An 18,689-nucleotide genomic window follows, 5' to 3' on the forward strand; every position below is an offset into this window, starting at 1 on the left:
ATTGTTTGTGTGTTCCAAAAAAAATTGAGTAGCCTGTCCGAGAATAGACTACCTTGGTGTGGCAGCAACAATTGGTAAAAAAATTTTTAACATCTTCGCTTAGACTTGCGGAACTCTTTGGTAAGTTTTCAGTCCAAAGCTTTTGATCATGGGAAGGCTTCGGGTACACTCAGCTCCCCGTTTTTTCTGATAACGCATTATTTTTCTGTTTATGGCATCCGAACCGCTTTCTTTTGAAGAAAAACAGCCACAGACTCTTTCTTCTGAAGAAATACAGCCACCGGCTATTTTTCTGATGGGGCCCACTGCATCGGGCAAAACGGATCTGGCTATCCAGCTGGCGGAGAGACTGCCCTGTGAGTTGATCAGTGTTGATTCGGCACTGGTCTACAGAGGCATGGATATAGGAACGGCCAAGCCCTCTGCACAGGAACTGGCAAGGGCTCCTCATCGGTTGATTGATATCCGGGACCCTTCCGAGCCATATTCTGCAGCTGACTTCCGTGAGGATGCTCTCAGGGAAATGACGGAAATTACTAATAAGGGAAACATACCTCTCCTTGTGGGAGGTACCATGCTCTATTTCAAGGCGCTTCGAGACGGTCTGGCAACTTTGCCAGCGGCAGATGCCGGGATCAGGGAAGCGTTGATGAGAAGGGCTGAGTCTGAGGGCTGGCAGGCGCTCCATGACGAGCTTCAGACAGTTGATCCTGTAGCCGCTCTTCGTATTAAACCGACGGATACTCAGCGTCTGCAAAGAGCTCTGGAGGTCTATTATGCCACAGGCAAGGTGATTTCCCGTTGGCATCAGGAGCAGGCAACCAGTCGACTGCCTTATAATCTGGTGAATCTGGCCATTGCTCCCGGGGATCGATCAGTGCTCCATCAGCGCATTGAAACCCGCTTCAAACTTATGCTGGAGCACCATTTTGTGGATGAAGTCAGGGCTTTATACGAGCGGGGAGACCTGGATATTTCCCTGCCTTCTATCAGGGCGGTTGGTTATCGTCAGGTTTGGGGGTATCTTCAAGGAGAGATGGACTATTCCACCATGCTGGAAAAAGGGATAATCGCTACCCGACAACTGGCCAAGCGACAGTTGACCTGGCTCAGAAGCTGGCCTGATATTCATTGGCTGGACAGTTTGTCGAAAAACCGGTTGGAAGATGCCTTGAAATGGCTGAAGCCCGTCCTTAAATAAGGAATAATAAGAAAGTGATTTCTGTACAAGTCTCCTGACCTCAGCTTTGTATTGGTTAAAGCATTAACAAAGTGCATTGGAAAAGGCTGGTACGTGAGCACCTGCAATAGTTTCTGCAGGTCCGGTATGAGTAGCTAGTATTACCTATTGATGGCAGTGTGGGGCATCGCTTACTGTTGCCCAGCTAAATTTCTGGGCTGTACACAGATTGAACAATCAGGTACTGGCACTGCCGGTCGAGCGAATAGCCCAACTAGAAGTGAACAATGGCTATTCAAAACCCGAGAATTAATAAGGAGTACAGAAATGTCAAAAGGGCATTCTCTACAAGACCCTTACCTTAATGTGCTGCGTAAAGAGCGCGTGCCGGTTTCTATTTATTTGGTAAACGGCATTAAACTCCAGGGACAGATCGAGTCTTTCGATCAGTTTGTAATCCTTCTGAAAAACACCGTTAGCCAGATGGTTTACAAGCACGCAGTATCAACTGTAGTGCCAAGCCGCCCGGTTCGACTGCCAATGCAGGGTCAGGAAGGTATGGGCGAGCACGACGAGCAAGAATAAGTTTTGCTGATTGATTAAAAGGCGCTTTTATAGCGCCTTTTGACGTTTATGAGTTTCATAAACAGGTCGTGTACGATTGAAACATTTTAAGCATGAAAATTGTTTTATGGAAAAAACAGCTGTGTAGAAAAATAACCGGGCAGTATACTATTGGGGCTGGCAGTCTGTTTTAATGGTCAATTCAGACCGTCTCAATATTTCCTGTTCTGTTAATGAATGGTTAATAACCCCTATCGAAAGAAAATAATTTCAGGAGTTTTGTTTGTTTTTTGAGCGCCATGAAGGTGGTGAAAGTGCAATCCTTGTTCATCCGGATATGAGTGAAGACAAGGAACGGGAAGATCCGCAGGAATTCATGGAGCTGGTTCGTTCTGCAGGTGTTGAAACCCTTGCTTTTATCACAGTGAATGTCCGGTCTCCTTCTCCCCGCTATTTTGTCGGTCCCGGTAAAGTTGAAGAAATCCGTCAATCTGTGCTTCAGCACAAAGCCGAAGTCGTTCTGTTTAACCATGCCCTGTCACCCAGTCAGGCCAGAAACCTTGAAAAAGAACTGGAATGCCGTGTCATTGACCGCACCGGACTGATACTGGATATTTTTGCCCTGCGTGCCAGAACCTTTGAGGGTAAGCTGCAGGTTGAATTGGCTCAGCTTGAATATATGAGTACCCGCTTAATCCGCGGCTGGACTCACCTTGAAAGACAGAAAGGGGGGATTGGTCTGCGGGGGCCGGGTGAGACCCAGCTGGAGACCGACCGCAGATTGCTCAGGGCAAGAATCAAAAGCATCACCCGTCGTTTGGAAAAAGTTCGTAAACAGCGTGACCAGGGACGGCGTTCCCGAAAGAGGGCAGAAGTGCCGCAGGTCTCTCTGGTAGGTTATACCAATGCGGGCAAGTCGACATTATTTAATAGCATGACTCAGTCAGACGTTTATGCACAGGATCAGTTGTTCGCAACACTGGACCCAACGTTGAGAAGGCTGGATCTTGCTGATCTGGGGCCGGTGATCCTGGCAGATACGGTTGGATTTATTCGACACCTGCCTCATAAACTGGTGGAAGCCTTTCGGGCGACACTGGAGGAAACCCGTCAGGCAGATTTGCTGTTGCACGTGATCGATGCCCATGATCCGGAGCGTCTGGAAAATATCAGGGAAGTGCATGAAGTTCTGAAAGAAATTGATGCCAATGAACTACCCATTCTTCAGATTTATAACAAGATTGATCTGCTGGCTGAGGTGGCGCCAAAAATCCAGCGTGATGATAATGGACAACCTGAAAGAGTCTGGGTCTGTGCAAAAGACGGTGCAGGTCTGGAGTTAATCGGTCAGGCCATCACCGAATTGCTGGGCAATGATATGATTCAGGGGCGTCTGATGCTTCAGGCCAATCAGGGAAAAGTGAGGGCACGCTTGTACCAAATGGGTGCTATCCAGACAGAAGAGTATTCTGACAAAGGTGAACTGTTGCTGAATATCCGCATGCCAAGAAGTGACTTCGAACGGGTGGCAAAACAGGAAGGTTTACAGACAGGTTGTCTGATTGAAGGGTAGGATTATTGTTAATGAATAGTCAGCAAGGTGTCAGGAAGTTGCGGCGATTACTAATATGAGCTTGCACTTCCTGCTCTCCAAACTCTACAATCTGGCCTAGGAGCCTGATGGACTTAAGACTGTCCTACTGGGGTTGCTTAAGTCGGACAGGCTCCTGGAGGACTTTGTGACTCAGGGCGGTTTCGTACTCAAAAGTTTTGGTCCGATGGGCTCCCGGAGCGACACAATCAGCCTTGGTCTGTCGCCGAAAGTTGTGGTATCCGGATTTGCTGAATGTTCACTGTTTCAGTCAAGCCTTTGGTTCACACGACCGGAAAGACGCCATGCCTGTCCGGGCAAGGTCAGGTTCACATATCTGTCAGGCCGATCGCCTTATGGATTTTACGCACTGCTGTAAAGAGAGTTACCCTGTCGTTGCGACAAAGGTCAGCTTTACAGCGAAATAGTTTGCTCACAGAGCCAGTTTGGACGATGCAAGTCCTGACGCACCAGCTGGGCAAAGAATTCGTTACTGACTCTACGGAGACATATATGGCCTGGAACGAGCCGGGTGGAAACAGCCAGGATCCATGGGGTAGTGGAAATAATAAGGGTGGTGGCAAAAATCAGGGACCACCTGATCTGGATGAAGCATTCCGCAAACTGCAGGACAAACTGAACTCAATGTTTGGTGGTGGCAAGAGTGGAGGTGGTTCAGGTAAAGGGAGCAGTAATTCCGGTTCCTCCTCAGGAATGTTTATCGGAATCATTGTTTTGGCAATTGTTGCCTACCTCTGGAACGCAATTTACACCGTCGATGAAAAAGAGCGCGCCGTTATTCTGCGCTTTGGGGTATATACCGAGACCGTTGGTCCGGGTCTTCACATATACTTCCCGCCCTTTGAAAGCAAGTTTCTGGAAAAGGTGACCGAACTCCGTACCTATAACCTGAGACAGCAGATGCTGACTGAAGACGAAAACATTGTTGAAGTCTCCATGTCTGTCCAATACAACATTGAAGACGTTAAAAATTATGTTCTGAATGTTGCCAAGCCTCTGATGAGTCTTGAGCAGGCCACCCAGAGTGCGCTGCGTCATGTGGTCGGCAGCTCCGAGATGTACCAGGTACTGACCCAGGGACGTGAAGTTCTGGGGCAGGAAGTTCGTGCCCGTTTGCAGGAATACCAGGAAAACTATGGGACGGGTCTGCGCATCGGTAAGGTCAACATTGAAAGTGCCCAGCCTCCAAAAGAAGTTCAGGCTGCTTTTGATGACGTAATTCGTGCACGGGAAGACGAGCAACGTGCCAAGAACAAGGCGGAAGCTTACGCGAACAAGATTATCCCTGAAGCGCGTGGTAAGGCTCAGCGGACCATTGAGGAAGCTAATGCTTACCGTGATGAAGTCATTGCCAGGGCTGAAGGTGAATCAGATCGTTTCTCCAAGCTGTTGACAGAGTACAAGCGTGCACCTGAAGTGACACGTGAGCGTCTCTACATCGAAACCGTTGAAGAGGTCCTGAAGGGTACCAGCAAGGTGCTGGTGGACGTCAAGGGTGGCAACAATATGATCTACCTGCCACTGGATAAATTGACCCAGGGCAAGTCATCCATGCCAGCCCAGCCAGCTGAGCTGAGCAGTCAGGATTTGACTGACATCAGTAATCGCGTTGCAGAGGAGTTGAGCAAGCGAGTGAACAGTGCACGAAGCAGTGGGAGGGTTGGTCGATGAGTCAGAAAGGTTTTACAGCTCTGATCGCTGGTCTGGTCATCCTGGTTCTGGCCTGGAGTTGTCTCTTTGTCATCAGCGAGCGTGAGCGTGCAGTGCAACTGCGTTTTGGTCAGCTGGTGAACCCTAACCTGAAACCGGGTCTGCATTTGAAATTCCCGTTTGTAGACAACGTGCGTATTTTCGATGCCCGTCTGCAACACCTCGAAGTGCCATCAGAACGTTTTCTGACACTGGAACAGAAAGCGGTTATTGTAGACTCTTACATCAAGTGGCGAATAGCGGATGTCGCCAAGTTCTACAAGGCGACAGCCGGTGACATTTATCGTGCCAACACGCTGCTTTCCCAGCGTGCTGAATCCAGAATGCGTAACAAGTTTGGTGGTTTGACACTGAATGAAGTGGTATCCGGTCAGCGTGACAAGCTGATGAATGATATCACCAGCAACCTGGATAAAGTGGCCAGAGAAGAGCTGGGTGTGACTGTTGTGGATGTCCGGGTTAAAAAAGTAGACCTGCCACCTCAGGTCAGTGACTCGGTCTTCGAACGTATGTCTTCCGAGCGTGAGAAAGAGGCTCAGGAATACCGCTCCAAAGGTCAGGAAATGGCTGAAGGTATCCGTGCTAATGCGGACCGGGAACAGCGCGTTATTCAGGCAGATGCCTACAAGGACGCAGAGATTGTTCGAGGTGATGGCGATGCCAAGGCGGCAGAAGTTTATGCCGGGGCTTACCGTCAGGACCCTGAATTTTACGCATTCTATCGTAGCCTTCAGGCTTATAAAGAGTCCTTTGACAGTAAAGGCGACATCCTGTTGCTGGAACCGGATAATGATTTCTTCAACTATCTGAACAGTCACTCAGGTAGCAAAAAGTAAGCGGACAGTTTGCCGGGCAGGGCATTGCGGAAGTTCGGATGAACTGAAGCAGTGCCTCTGCCCTTGATGGCTGACCAGAGACCTGTGAGTATGTTGCAACCTCGGCCCATAGCCTGCCTATTGCCTTCGGCTTCTTCACGGGGTGAGGGATCCCCTCTTATCCTGCACAGCGAAACAGGCTACGAATAGAAGCTCTGTAGGGGGCAGTTTTGTAAGGAATCCTGATTAAAAGGGTGAGTGGCTACTCGCCAGCAGATATAGCTGCAAGCTTATTAACTCAAGCTGAATGATTCCCGGCTTCACTCCCGTCATTCCCGCGAAGGGGGCCGTCGCAAAACTCTAACAACTCGTTCCCAAGCTCTGAGGCTGTCGCAAAAGCCCAACAAGCTCTGCGTGGGAATGCATACCTCCCCTGAAAAGCTGACTCTGCAGCGCGAGATGGGTATCGGTTCCCACGCTGCAGCACGCGAACCAGAGTTTTGCAACAGCCTCCCTCGCGGGAATGACGACTTCCTTCGCGAGAATGTCGAACTCCTACTTAGCGACCATCATGATGTTGATTTTGAACTGACCAAAGTCTCAGTTGGTGTGATCCAGACAGACAACCCAGTTTCCTTTGGTCACCATCTTTGCCAGTCAATGGGTGCGTTGCACGAAAGCTGACTGCTTGAGGTAATAGGCTTGCAGAATACTTGCTATCGGTCACCTATTCACCCTTTCATACCAAGCTTTGTCTCGAAATCGTCCGCTACAGAGGAATAGGAAGTTAGCAGAATTGTGGTAGATATTTTGGCGCTCGCATACTGTCCAGAAAACTGTCTGTGAGGAAAGTTCCTGAAAGAACATTAGGTGGTTAGACGAAAGCACAACAACCATCTCTTGTCATACGATAATGAGATGGTTGTTTTAGCTGAATATGAGTTAAATAGCGGAGCTATTTTAAAAACTCTATATTTGAGGAAGATTATATCTTTGCTCTATTGAGCTTCTAATATCATTTCGGTCTATTTTTTTAAGGGTACCTAGGAAGTCTCTAAAGGTAACAGGTCGACGAGAGCCTCGCTTCCATTGGTGCAGCATTGCCATCACCTTTTCAAAAAGTTGTCTGTTATCATGATCTATAGCCTCTAATTGGGGTTCTCTAAAACCTGCTTCCGTACGTCTGGCAAACATTTTCCATTTAGTACCTATCAAGTAACCATAGTCTACGAATACTTGTTCTGGTAAAGGTGAGTCCAGAGTGTATCCTGTTGTTTGCTCACGCTGGGGTTCTGCCGCTGTTTGCATAGCAGCATGCGCTCCACTGACAGGTGTGGATGACTGTTCCTGAGCCAGTTCATCAGCCAATTCTCTGGGAATCTCGCCAAAGACGAAAAACATACTGTTTAAGAACGCATTTTTTTGCTCTGAACTGGTTGAGTTCAGTAAATTAATAAGTTCTTTTCTGGCAGTCTTGGCAAAATAAAGGAAAAGCTGACGTTGATCCTGAGTAAGTTTGTGGATGAACCCGCCACATTCCGTGAGTGTTGTGCTTAAAATAGCCAAGCCGGTGAATACAGCCATAACTTGTTCAGGTGTGGATGGATTATTGTCAGAAATATAAAATCCAAGGCCATAAAGTGCTTGAGATTGCAAATTCCTTTCTAATTTATGTATGTTAGATGGAGTAATAAAGGCGTGTTGTCCAAAACCCCAGGGGATAATATCTAGCTGACCATCCCTATAATTCGGAAAGCCAAAACTATAATCCTTAAACAGTTCTCTGGATAACTCGCCTAAATATCTGAATGTGTCATAGTTCGAAGGAACCGTTTTCTCTGCCAGTAAATCACTGGTTTGTTTAAATACTTGATAAATAAAATTCATTAATTCTTTTTTCTTTTGGCTATCTACTTGTGAATATACGAGATTATATAACTCGTTATATGTCGCAAGATGATTGCCTATAAGCTCACTGGCTAATTTGTTTTCTGTGAATTGATCCAAAAAGGCCTGGGTCTCAAATATGTCCCGGTGACGGGCCAGTGTCTTAACAATTCTTGCTATTTCAACATGCTTGTCGATTCCATGATTCTTGGCCAGTACACCGACCTGTAGAATCAAGTTACCAGCAGATATCGAACCTCTGGAAAATTTAACCCAGTACTTGTGAAATTTTTCCAGAGTCTCTTTATGCTGTAAAATATTTTCAGTTAGAAGGTTATAAAGTTCATACTTTTTGTAGAAATGGCTGGAGTGAAAAATATCCGACTCTCGTCTTTCATAGACCAGTTCACCGAGCCATCGTGTTAGTCTGATCGCTGAGGTATCAACCCACTCTGCCACGGCTACCGGTATTTCCTTACTTGTTACAATAGGAGGCGGTTCGCTGAGACCCCGCTCAAATGCAACCATGCCAGCATTAGCGCAGTCGAAGCACATATTGTTAAAGACTACAGGTTTTTGTCTCTGACAATTTTGGCAATACACGTTGTTGGGTGCCCCGCCGGAACCATCGTCTTCCCCATTTCCGCTTTCACCGAAGAGGCGTCGATTATGATGACTGTAGGCCTCCTGAGATTGCCTGTAGGAGGGAGGTTTCAGATCAACTCTGGCATCTTTTGCAGCGGTTTCAGTACCTTTCGGGCAACTTATCCCCGTTGGACAGCTGCCCGGAAATACTGAAACACTAATTAATTGCTTAGGGCTTAAAATGAACTCTTGTTCTGTATAAACACGATAGTCTTCTGTCTGTTCCGGGTTGTTGCTCTGGTAATGATCAAATGCTGCTTCCGGATTATCCGGATTCCTGAGCAATGCCATAAAAAGTCGCGGATTCCGCTCAAGGTTTGCACCCTTTATCTTATTCCACAGATGTTGTGAAATAAGGATGGTCTGCTCATTCCAGCCACGCTTGATTTTGAGAACAATCCGGGTATCCCAAACTCGTTTCTTAACAGCCTGACCGTTAGTGTCGGGGAGACGCACCAGGACCATTCTACTGACCAGTTCACTCATCAGTTCAAAAGAGTAAAGGGGAGCCATACCACCTCCCGGCCTTTTTTTAAATAAATCGTCTGAATCATCGCCGCCACCAAAACCGCCACCGCCGGAGTTTGTGTATAGCTCGCTGTTATCTGCGGTCTCAGGGGTTTGAGGTACTACAGAAGGCCCATTGAAACGGCTGGTATCGTCAGGATTATTGAACCCGTTTTCCGGAACCTGGGGGTTACGGAAAAAAATATCGACAAATGATAGCTTTTTATTGTCGGAAGTATTGTTACCAGAAGTGTTGCCACCGGAAGGTGACGGTAGACCGGTGCTTTGTGAAAAAATACCACTACACTCTGGTTGTATACGCCATGCATTATTGTCTTGAACCGACAGGACCAACGAGGCTTTACCAGCCGGTAAACGCCATCTGGCTAAATATTCATGTTGCCAGCCACCACTGTCTGGTGTCAGTTCGACCACTCTCATTCCTCCGGCCTGAATATCAGGCATACCCTGCCCTGTTAAAGCCTCTGTAATTACTGGTGGGGAGGGAAAATTTCCTGCGGATAACGAGGGAGGGGTTCTGAAACAAAAATGAAAGATATCGCCTGCTTTGCTATTCAGGCGGATATAAAGCTGATTTTTTTCCAGTTCAATTGTCTTGCCTTTATCATCAGCAGTTTTAAGATCGTAAACAAGGTGAAGAGACGGATTGTTCTCTATAAACGACATTTTATTAATAAATTCTGTTGTCTTCGGGGATTTGAAGGAGTCCCCCCATCCCGCCCAGCTCAATAGATCGGAAACAGCAGAACTATGACCGGAGACCGGCAAAATGACCGACAGAGCGAATAACAGAAACAGGCGAGCCATAGTGAGAAATCTTTTTACTTTCATAATTGAATTTGCCCATAGATTTTTATTGTTGAGGCATAACAATAGACCCTAAATCTGAAGCTGTATTATTTATCTCCCATCTGTTCATGTTCAACGTGCCAGCTCAGAAGAATTGCACGGGAAGACATAAACGGTAATTTCACGTTTTTTGTGTTTTTCAAAATCGAAGCTATCCTGTTTCATGGCTTAAGAATTTTGGGAATGAAGAAAAGATACAGAGGCGATCTATTCTGATCGCAGGCGACTGATTATGCTTCTCTTGCGCAGGTACAGTTGTAGTTGCGAGTCCTGTCTGCTGATAGAGCCTGTCGTTCAAAGCTGTCGTTTATCAATTATTGGCAATTTTGTTAACATATTTGTCGGCGTCGGGGATACAAAAATGGCAATGCGCCATCCAGAATCAGCGGTAGAGTGAGGGCCTTGATTGAGTTTCATTATATCCGGATGATCGCTTCCCAACGGACAGGCTCACAAAAAGCGGGTTGCGATCTCTGACGATGAAGAAATGAAACAGTGCTTTTGCTCTTGCCGGTTGATCAGAGACTGATAAATTATCGACTACTGGTCGTGAAGTCTGCTTCAGCCAGTGGTATGATACCGCAAACCGGGTTCTGCCCGGTTTTTTTGTGGACCTGTCCGGACTAAAAGCTTTGGGGAGTCATCCTGTGGATATGTTGCAACATCTGGGCATAGCCTTGAGTCTGATGCTGGTTCTGGAAGGCGTCTTGCCTTTTTTGTATCCCCAGCGCTGGCGCAATATGGTCACAAAGTTGTCAGAGATTGATAACCGGCAGCTGCGCATGGCAGGTTTTGGCAGCATGTTGGTAGGACTCATAATTCTGAGTATGCTCACGTAAAAGCGGAATAGTTTATCGCTCCAGGAGCCTGTCAGGCTTGAGTTGTCCGCCTCAGGACAGCCTTTAGTCCAACAGACTTCTGGCACAGTGGTAAAAGCGAAAAAAAGAGGGCTGTTATGACCGTCGCAGATCGCTGGTTATTGCCAGATGGCATTGAGGAAATTCTTGCTCCACGAGCACGTCAGGCAGAAATGCTTCGTCGTGAGATGCTGGATTTATTCGATTGCTGGGGCTACGAGCTGGTGATTCCTCCTCATCTGGAGTTCATGGAGTCACTGACAGCTGGTCTGGGCCGCGATCTGGAGTTGCAGACGTTTAAAGTAACAGATCAACTCACGGGTAGAACGATGGGGTTAAGGGCGGATACCACGCCAGCTGTTGCCAGAATTGACGCCCACACCCTGAAAGCAAAAGGGCCGGTTCGACTTTGCTACGCGAGCAGCGTGTTTCACACTCGTTCAGCGTCGTTGGGAGCCACAAGGTCGCCCATTCAGCTGGGTGCCGAACTTTATGGTCATGGCGGCGTCGAGAGTGATATTGAAGTCATTTCCCTGATGCTGGAAACACTGGCAGCGACCGGTATTGAGTCTGTGAACCTCGATCTGGGTCATGTGCGGATCTATCGTTCACTGGTGGAGTATGCCGGACTGAGTGAACAGCAGGAGCAGAAACTGTTTGATGCTCTGCAAAGAAAAGCGGTGTGTGAAGTATCTGAACTGCTGGCCAGCTGGCAAATCTGTTCGGGCACCGCAAAGATGTTTAAAGCGCTGACATCCCTGACAGGTCATGCCAGTGTCATCAATGATGCCCGTGCGGTACTGAAGGACGCGCCTGAGGCTGTTTTCAAAGCGCTCGACCAGCTGGAAGTGATTGCCGGCAAGGTCGCTGAGCTTTACCCGTCAGCTAACCTCTACCTCGATATGGGTGAGTTGCGCGGTTATAACTATCATACAGGCGTCGTGTTTGCTGCGTATGTTCCCGGAAAGGGACAGGCGATCGCCAAAGGCGGCCGATACGACGGCATTGGGCGGATCTTTGGCAGAGCTCGCCCTGCTACCGGTTTCAGTACAGACCTGAAGACGTTAATTGAGCTGAAGAGCCTTCCGGGTCTGAAAACGGATACCAGTGACGAACGAATGACGATATTTGCCCCTGTTGCTGCAGATCCTGCTGTTGTAAAGAAACTGCGTCGCCAGGGACAACGGGTAGTTTACCAACTGCCTGAACAAGAGACAGACGCTGCAGGCACGGGTTGCGACCGGCAGCTGGTCTGCCGTGACGGAGAGTGGGTTGTAGAATAACCCGGAAGTCTGATCGAAATTGATTTCAGTTAAACTTCTCCGGCCTGTCACAGATGCATGAGAGTCGGTTCAGAAAATGTTTTGAACTGAACTTTGTCATGTCTGTTTATTTTAGAAAGTAAGAGACCGTTTACCATGGGTAAGACTGTTGTCGTACTCGGCACTCAATGGGGTGACGAAGGTAAGGGCAAAATCGTTGACCTGCTGACTGAGCAGGCAAAAGCGGTTGTGCGTTTCCAGGGCGGCCATAATGCCGGCCATACATTGGTGACCGACGGTGAAAAAACCGTTCTGCACCTGATTCCTTCCGGTATTCTGCGCGAAGGCGTTGTATGCTACATCGGTAATGGCGTAGTTCTGTCTCCTGAAGCTCTGCTGAAAGAGATTCACAAGCTGGAAGAAGGTGGCGTTCCTGTTCGTGAACGTCTGCGAATCAGCCCGTCCTGCCCGCTGATTCTTCCTTATCACATTGCCCTGGACCAGGCCCGTGAATTGGCACGAGGCAAGGACAAAATCGGTACCACCGGTCGTGGTATTGGCCCTGCCTACGAAGACAAAGTAGCTCGCCGTGGACTGCGTGTTGCCGATCTTCTGCATCCTGAGCGTTTTGCCCAGAAACTGAAAGAAGTCATGGAGTACCATAACTTTGCTCTGGAGCACTACTACAAGGCTGATACAGTAGATTTTCAGAAGACTCTAGATGAAGCACTGGCCATGGGTGAACAGATCAAACCTATGATTGAGCGTGTGACCGACAAGGTTCATGAGCACCATGGCAAGGGGGACAACATTCTGTTTGAGGGGGCTCAGGGCTCTCTGTTGGATATTGATCACGGTACCTACCCATTCGTCACTTCGTCCAACACCACAGCCGGTGGTGTTTCTACCGGCAGTGGTTTTGGCCCTCTCTATCTGGACTACGTTCTGGGTATTACCAAGGCTTACACGACTCGTGTCGGTTCTGGTCCTTTCCCGACCGAGCTGTTTGACGATGTGGGTATGCACCTGGCCAGGAAAGGCAATGAGTTTGGTGCGACCACTGGACGTCCCCGTCGTTGTGGCTGGTTTGACGCTGTGGCTCTGCGTCAGTCTGTTCAGATCAACTCCGTATCCGGTCTCTGTCTGACCAAGCTGGATGTTCTGGATGGCCTGCAAACGATCAAGATCTGCACCGGTTACAAGAATGCCCGGGGTGAGTCCATTACGACCCCTGTGGATGCGGAAGAGTACGAAGCAATTCAACCGGTGTATGAAGAAGTGCCCGGCTGGAGTGAGTCTACATTTGGTGCCAGGAGCCTGAATGATCTGCCGGAAAATGCCCGCGCCTACATCCGTCGTCTGGAAGAAGTGGTGGGAACACCTGTCCATATCGTTTCTACCGGCCCGGATCGTGTAGAAACCATTATTCTGGAACAGCCTTTCGGCTGATCCAGTCCCCCGCCGGATTTACTGGCGGCGGGGGCTTCTTCGCCATCAGAACCTGTAAGAAACACCGGCCATGTAAACCAGTGGGTCCAGTTCTGCGTCCAGCTTGTAGCGGTCTCCAGAGTCGTCCCTGAACTTCGCTGTGGTATTGATGTCCATATACCATACAGCAGCATTCACGGCCCAATGCTCGTTCAGTTGATAGTCAAAGCCCAGTTGTCCACTCAGGCCCAATGAACTGTCCAGTTCCAGATCGCTGTAGATATCACTGGCGGAGCCTTTGAAATCTTCACTGAAGAAAACGGTGTAGTTCAAACCAAGTCCCAGGTAAGGCTGGAACCTGGCGTTTTTGTCCATCGGGTAGTATTGCAGGCTCAAAGTCGGTGGTAAGTGTTTAACTTCGGCAAAATCTCCCAATCCTGCCAGATCACCTTTTCCTTTCAGAGTGTGTTTGAACGGTGTCGCTGCCAGCAGCTCAACACCAAACTTATCCGACAGCATGTAGGTAAAGGAGAGTCCCAGCTGGGTGTCATTGTTGACGTCAACTGTTGCGTTCTTGTTCTCATCCCCGTTGGTTTTTAATCCTCCACTGTCAACATCCGTCTGAACACTGGCTACTCCGCCCCGGAAAATAAAATCTCCGGCCTCATAAGCCTGGGCAGAGGTAGCAGAAACAGCAATAGCTGCAGCAATGGTGAGTGAGAGAACGTTTCTGTTCATGGTGGTCCCTTGCATGTGGTTGCAAAAAAAGTTTCTTTGTTAACTATTAACAGTTTAATTAATTGCTTGTCGTACAATATTGATCTGAATCAATGCATAGCCGTGTCTGCCAACGCATATACGGTAGGAATTCTGTTGAAAGTGTGGGCATACTAAGCAAAGATGCGCGCTAGGAGCCTGACCGAGAATAGCGCCCGTAGCGAGGACGGCAGAAAATTGAGGATGAAAATTCGGTTTTGTGAGGAGAATAGCGAGCTATTTGACGAACAAAAGCGGATTTTCAGACCAATTTGCTGCCGCCGCAGTAGGGCAGACTATTCTCGGTCAGGCTCCTAGCAGTCTGTCGGACTTAAGCGTCCGTAGCGAGGATTGCAAGAAATTGAGGATAAAAATCTCTGTTTCTGAGGAGAATAGCGAGCTATTTGACGAAGAAACAGGGATTTTTAGACCAATTTATTGCAACCGCAGTAGGACAGTCTTAAGTCCGACAGGCTGCTAGTTACCCGGAGTAGGGTTACACTGCATACAGACATTATGTGATCACAGAGAGGTTAATAAACTCTATGCCCAAAAAAGGGTGGAAAGAACTGGACTCCCAGGCTGCTGATGAAGCAGCTCGCTACGACAACCCGATTCCCAGTCGTCTTTTTATTATGGAGACTCTGGAAAAGAGAGGGGCTCCGGCAAGCCATAAGTTACTGTGCCGTGAGTTGGGTGTAACTCTGCCTGAGCAGCAGGAAGCTTTGTTATTCCGCCTTAAAGCTATGATTCGTGATGGTCAGCTACTGGAAACCCGCAAGGGAACCTACGGTCTGTTGAGTAAAATGGATCTGATCAAAGGGCGTATTCAGGGTAATAAGGACGGCTATGGATTCCTGATTCCTGATGAGGGCGGCGAAGATTACTACCTCTCATGGCGTGAAATGCGCAAGGCTTTTGATGGTGATCGTGCGGTCATTCGTGAAACCGGAGTGGACCGCAGAGGACGACTTGAAGGTCAGATTGTTGAAGTCATAGAGCGTAATACCACCCAGTTGGTGGGTCGCTTTTACATAGAAAACGACAATGCTTTTGTCGTACCGGAAAACTCCAGAATTGGTCGCGAAATTCTCATCAAGCCGGGCCCTTTGATGCCCAGCCATGGGCAGTATGTTCTGGTTGAAATCCTTGAGCAGCCTGGCCGACGTGTTCAGCCGTTGGGCCTGATCAAAGAAGTGTTGGGTGAACGACAAGATGCCGGAATGGAAGTGGACGTTGCATTACGCACCCATGACATTCCTCATGAGTGGCCTCCTGAAGTGGAAGAGCAGGTGGCCCGGTTCAAGCCGGAAGTGGCTGAGCGGGACAAAAAGCACCGTGTTGATCTGAGAGAGACGCCTTTCGTTACCATTGATGGCGAAGATGCCCGTGACTTTGATGATGCAGTCTACTGTGAACCCAAAAAAAGCGGCGGCTGGCGTTTATTTGTAGCCATTGCTGATGTTTCCCATTACGTGAAGCCCGGAACAGCACTGGACAAAGAAGCCTATAACAGGGGCACTTCTGTCTACTTCCCGGGACATGTTATTCCCATGTTGCCGGAAGTATTATCAAACGGGCTCTGCTCTCTGAATCCTGAAGTGGATCGTCTGGCCATGCTGTGCGAAATGACCATCAGTGGCAATGGAAAAATTTCCGGTTACAAGTTCTACGAGGGTCTGATCCGCTCCCATGCCCGTCTGACCTATACCCAGGTTTGGGAAATGCTATCAAAGCCACTCAGTGATGAGGGCAAGGCTTTACGTCGCGAACGAAAAGCGGTTCTTCCCCATGTAGAAGAACTCTATAACCTGTTCAAGGTTCTGAAAAGTATTCGTTCTGACCGTGGCACTATTGATTTTGAAACGGTAGAAACACAGATCGTTTTCGGTCGTAACCGAAAAATCGAAAAGATTGTCCCTGCTGTCCGCAATGACGCGCACAAACTGATTGAAGAATGCATGCTTTGCGCCAATGTCTGTGCGGCCAAATTCCTTCAGAAACACAAGATTCCCGGGCTCTATCGCGTGCATGAAGGGCCTACTATGGAGAAGCGGCTCAATCTGAACAGCTTTATTGCCAGTCTTGGCTTATCGCTGCCTGCTGGCAAGCTGAAGCCCGCTCACTTTCAGGCTTTGTTGGCATCGGTTAAAGATCGCCCCGATTACAATGTGATCCAGACAGTGGTCCTGCGTTCTATGAGTCAGGCCGTGTACACTTCGGATAATCAGGGGCACTTCGGACTGGCTTTTGACGAATATGCGCACTTCACTTCGCCGATTCGTCGTTATCCTGATCTGCTGGTGCACAGGGCTATCCGTCATATTATTCGCTCTTCTGTTGAAACCCGGCATGTTGTTCGCGTGGGTGCCAGAGAGATGAATAAAAAGACCATTTATCCCTATGATGGCAGTGAAGTGCTGGCCATGGGAGAGCACTGTTCTGCGACAGAACGCCGGGCAGACGAAGCTACACGGGATGCTATGGATTGGCTGAAGTGCGAGTACATGCAGCAGCATATCGGACAGACGTATTCCGGTGTCATTTCGTCCGTTACAGGCTTTGGCCTGTTTGTCGCCCTGGATGATATTTATGTAGAAGGTCTGGTACACGTCACTAGCCTTCCGGATGATTATTATCATTACGACGCTGTTCATCATCGTATGGTGGGTGAAAGAACCGGCAGAAGTTATCGATTAGGTGATGATATCGAAGTCATGGTGGCCAGCGTCAATCTGGATGACCAGAAAATTGATTTCGAATTATCCACAGGTACTGCGCAGAGACCTTCACGTTCCCGCAAATCGCGAAAAAGCCCCTCAAAAGGTGGCAAGCCATTAACCAGTGTGGCCAAGAGTCGGGCCGCAAAAAGAGCTTTACTGGATGCAGCAAAGTCTGAAGAATCGGGCAAGAAAACTACAGGTAAAAAGAAAAAACCCACTCGCAAGCAAAAAGCCAGGGCTAAAAGTACCGGCAAGAAGTCCGGTAAATCCTCAGCCGGTAAGAAGCCAGAAACGAATAAAAAGTCGTCTGCAAAACCGGCCGACAGACAGCCGAGAAAGAGAAAGGCTAAGTGATTTGAAAGCGGTCAGGCGGCAATTTCCAATTTGACGCCTAATGATTTCAGCAATCGGTGAACAGTATCCATCGAGGCTGGACTTTGCCGTTAAATGTTTTATGAAGGCTCTCACGATTCAGGCCGGTTTGCTCTGCTAACTGAGCAATGCCCTTATGTCTGACTACATGACCCAGAGCCGTAATGAAAACAGCCGGATCATTATCGAGAGAGGCCTCAGTCAGGAACCAGGGAATGTCTTCATCGGTTAGGGCATTCTCAACCATATCGTAGCCGCCAAATCCCGCGCTTCCAGATTTTTTGATCAGCAAGTTGATCTTTCTTTGTAATCTGCTCTGACATTAACCAGAATCTTGAGTATTATCCGGGCTCAATAGCCTATTCCGAGTGTTAAGATGTCAGTCAACACCGACACAGGAAACAACCTCATGGCCAGATATAGCCTGGCTGAAGAGATTGCAAACAGTATCACCCACGGTCTGGGCGCTCTGCTCAGTGTGGCCGGTTTGACCCTTTTGGTAACCTATGCTGCCGAACAGCATGATGTCTGGCGCATTGTCAGCTTCAGTATCTATGGGGCAACGCTAATACTGCTCTTTCTCTCTTCCACGCTCTATCACAGTATCCAGCATGAGAACACCAAGAAGGTTTTCAAGCTGCTGGATCATTGTTCCATCTACCTTCTGATCGCCGGAACCTATACCCCGTTCTTACTGGTCAGCATGAGGGGAACATTGGGCTGGATCATGTTTGCCATTATCTGGCTGTTGGCTATTGCGGGCATTGTTTTTAAAGTCTGGTTTGGTCCACGCTTTAAAAAACTTTCGGTAGCCACTTATATTTTGATGGGCTGGCTGGTTCTTTTTGCGTCAAAAGAGTTGGCCAGCAAGATATCGCTGGAGGGTATCTACTGGCTGTTAGCGGGTGGCCTCTCTTATACTCTTGGGGCGGTTTTTTACCTGTGGAAAAAGCTGCCCTTTAACCATGCTATCTGGCATGTTTTTGTTCTGGGCGGTAGTGTCTGTCATTTCTTTGCTGTTTTTTTTCACGTACTGCCTGCCAGTTAGCAAAATCGTCGTAAACCCTCGCCCAATCGAGGGTGTCGCGAAACTCTCTCCAGCGTGAGAACGAGTTGACTCCCGTTATTCACGGCTTCATTCTCGTCATTCCCGCGAAGGCGGGAATCCACACTGACTCACCACCAGAACTATACTGCCCGTTGCCCCCCCTGGCCTTGTCATCCCCGAGAAGGCAGAGACCCACTGTTGGCGCTGGATTCCCGCCTTCGCGGGAATGACGACTTCAATAACCGAGGGGCACCCGGTTACTGCTGATGGAGGCTTCTGTGTAAGTCCAGTCGCTATAAGCTGGCTGTAGCCTGTGAAGTCAGAAGCCTCGCCTGACAAGGCGGGGAGTGTCACTTCCAGATCAGGCTATGGGGCAGAACTGTTGTCAGTGCTCGTGTTAGTGTGAGGTGGCAGGCAGCCATTCATCGCTTTTTGTAGTCATGGGATGTTACG

The 18,689-nt window shown here is 48.5% G+C and carries 15 protein-coding genes; 12 read left to right on the forward strand and 3 right to left on the reverse strand.

Annotation, left to right across the window (positions count from 1 at the left end):
- Positions 1-211 precede the first annotated feature (211 nt).
- The 6 genes from miaA (at position 212) to ACO6V5_RS21675 (ending at position 6,565) form a co-directional block, all read left to right on the forward strand.
- Positions 212-1,201: a tRNA (adenosine(37)-N6)-dimethylallyltransferase MiaA gene (miaA, locus tag ACO6V5_RS21650; protein ID WP_422135703.1), complete on the forward strand. Its 990-nt coding sequence runs from the start codon at positions 212-214 to the stop codon at positions 1,199-1,201.
- Positions 1,202-1,507: 306 nt separating this feature from the next.
- Positions 1,508-1,765, forward strand: coding sequence for an RNA chaperone Hfq (hfq, locus tag ACO6V5_RS21655; RefSeq protein WP_317144701.1), 258 nt, complete (start codon positions 1,508-1,510; stop codon positions 1,763-1,765).
- A gap of 262 nt (positions 1,766-2,027) precedes the next feature.
- Entirely contained in the window at positions 2,028-3,317 is a 1,290-nt protein-coding gene (gene hflX / locus ACO6V5_RS21660) for a ribosome rescue GTPase HflX (protein ID WP_422412069.1), read from the forward strand.
- A 531-nt stretch (positions 3,318-3,848) separates the two neighbouring features.
- Positions 3,849-5,027 carry an FtsH protease activity modulator HflK gene (gene hflK / locus ACO6V5_RS21665; protein WP_422135701.1) on the forward strand — a complete coding sequence of 393 codons (1,179 nt, stop codon included), beginning with the start codon at positions 3,849-3,851 and terminating at the stop codon, positions 5,025-5,027.
- Positions 5,024-5,902: a protease modulator HflC gene (gene hflC, locus ACO6V5_RS21670; RefSeq protein WP_422135700.1), complete on the forward strand. Its 879-nt coding sequence runs from the start codon at positions 5,024-5,026 to the stop codon at positions 5,900-5,902. Before hflK ends, hflC begins: the two co-directional genes overlap by 4 nt.
- Positions 5,903-6,301: 399 nt before the next feature.
- On the forward strand, positions 6,302-6,565 hold the full coding sequence (locus ACO6V5_RS21675) for a hypothetical protein (protein ID WP_422135699.1): 264 nt from the start codon (positions 6,302-6,304) through the stop codon (positions 6,563-6,565).
- A 285-nt stretch (positions 6,566-6,850) separates the two neighbouring features.
- Here ACO6V5_RS21675 and ACO6V5_RS21680 read toward each other — a convergent pair whose 3' ends face one another.
- A complete protein-coding gene (locus tag ACO6V5_RS21680; RefSeq protein ID WP_422412072.1) occupies positions 6,851-9,772 on the reverse strand; it encodes a death domain-containing protein in 2,922 nt (973 codons plus the stop codon).
- 671 nt (positions 9,773-10,443) lie between these two features.
- Between ACO6V5_RS21680 and ACO6V5_RS21685 the strand changes: the two genes are divergently transcribed.
- The 3 genes from ACO6V5_RS21685 (at position 10,444) to ACO6V5_RS21695 (ending at position 13,358) form a co-directional block, all read left to right on the forward strand.
- Positions 10,444-10,629 carry a DUF2065 domain-containing protein gene (locus ACO6V5_RS21685; RefSeq protein WP_317146501.1) on the forward strand — a complete coding sequence of 62 codons (186 nt, stop codon included), beginning with the start codon at positions 10,444-10,446 and terminating at the stop codon, positions 10,627-10,629.
- Positions 10,630-10,745: 116 nt separating this feature from the next.
- Positions 10,746-11,930: an ATP phosphoribosyltransferase regulatory subunit gene (locus ACO6V5_RS21690; protein WP_422139162.1), complete on the forward strand. Its 1,185-nt coding sequence runs from the start codon at positions 10,746-10,748 to the stop codon at positions 11,928-11,930.
- Positions 11,931-12,065: 135 nt separating this feature from the next.
- Complete coding sequence (locus tag ACO6V5_RS21695) at positions 12,066-13,358, forward strand: adenylosuccinate synthase (protein ID WP_422139161.1); 1,293 nt, start codon at positions 12,066-12,068, stop codon at positions 13,356-13,358.
- Positions 13,359-13,403: 45 nt separating this feature from the next.
- Here the strand turns inward: ACO6V5_RS21695 and ACO6V5_RS21700 are convergent, their stop codons facing one another.
- Positions 13,404-14,075, reverse strand: a complete 672-nt coding sequence (locus ACO6V5_RS21700) for an OmpW/AlkL family protein (protein ID WP_422412075.1) — start codon at positions 14,073-14,075, stop codon at positions 13,404-13,406.
- A gap of 563 nt (positions 14,076-14,638) precedes the next feature.
- Here ACO6V5_RS21700 and rnr point away from each other — a divergent pair.
- Entirely contained in the window at positions 14,639-17,170 is a 2,532-nt protein-coding gene (gene rnr, locus ACO6V5_RS21705) for a ribonuclease R (protein ID WP_422412077.1), read from the forward strand.
- Between the two features lie 46 nt (positions 17,171-17,216).
- Here rnr and ACO6V5_RS21710 read toward each other — a convergent pair whose 3' ends face one another.
- Complete coding sequence (locus ACO6V5_RS21710) at positions 17,217-17,480, reverse strand: addiction module antidote protein (protein WP_422412079.1); 264 nt, start codon at positions 17,478-17,480, stop codon at positions 17,217-17,219.
- A gap of 117 nt (positions 17,481-17,597) precedes the next feature.
- On the opposite strand from ACO6V5_RS21710, the gene trhA reads away from it, so the two are divergent.
- Together trhA and ACO6V5_RS21720 are read left to right on the forward strand one after the other, a co-directional pair.
- Complete coding sequence (gene trhA / locus ACO6V5_RS21715; protein WP_422442587.1) at positions 17,598-18,236, forward strand: PAQR family membrane homeostasis protein TrhA; 639 nt, start codon at positions 17,598-17,600, stop codon at positions 18,234-18,236.
- A 65-nt stretch (positions 18,237-18,301) separates the two neighbouring features.
- A complete protein-coding gene (locus tag ACO6V5_RS21720) occupies positions 18,302-18,466 on the forward strand; it encodes a hypothetical protein (protein WP_422442585.1) in 165 nt (54 codons plus the stop codon).
- Positions 18,467-18,689 lie beyond the last annotated feature (223 nt).

The organism is Endozoicomonas sp. ALD068 (genome assembly GCF_049310145.1).
Classification (GTDB): domain Bacteria; phylum Pseudomonadota; class Gammaproteobacteria; order Pseudomonadales; family Endozoicomonadaceae; genus Endozoicomonas_A.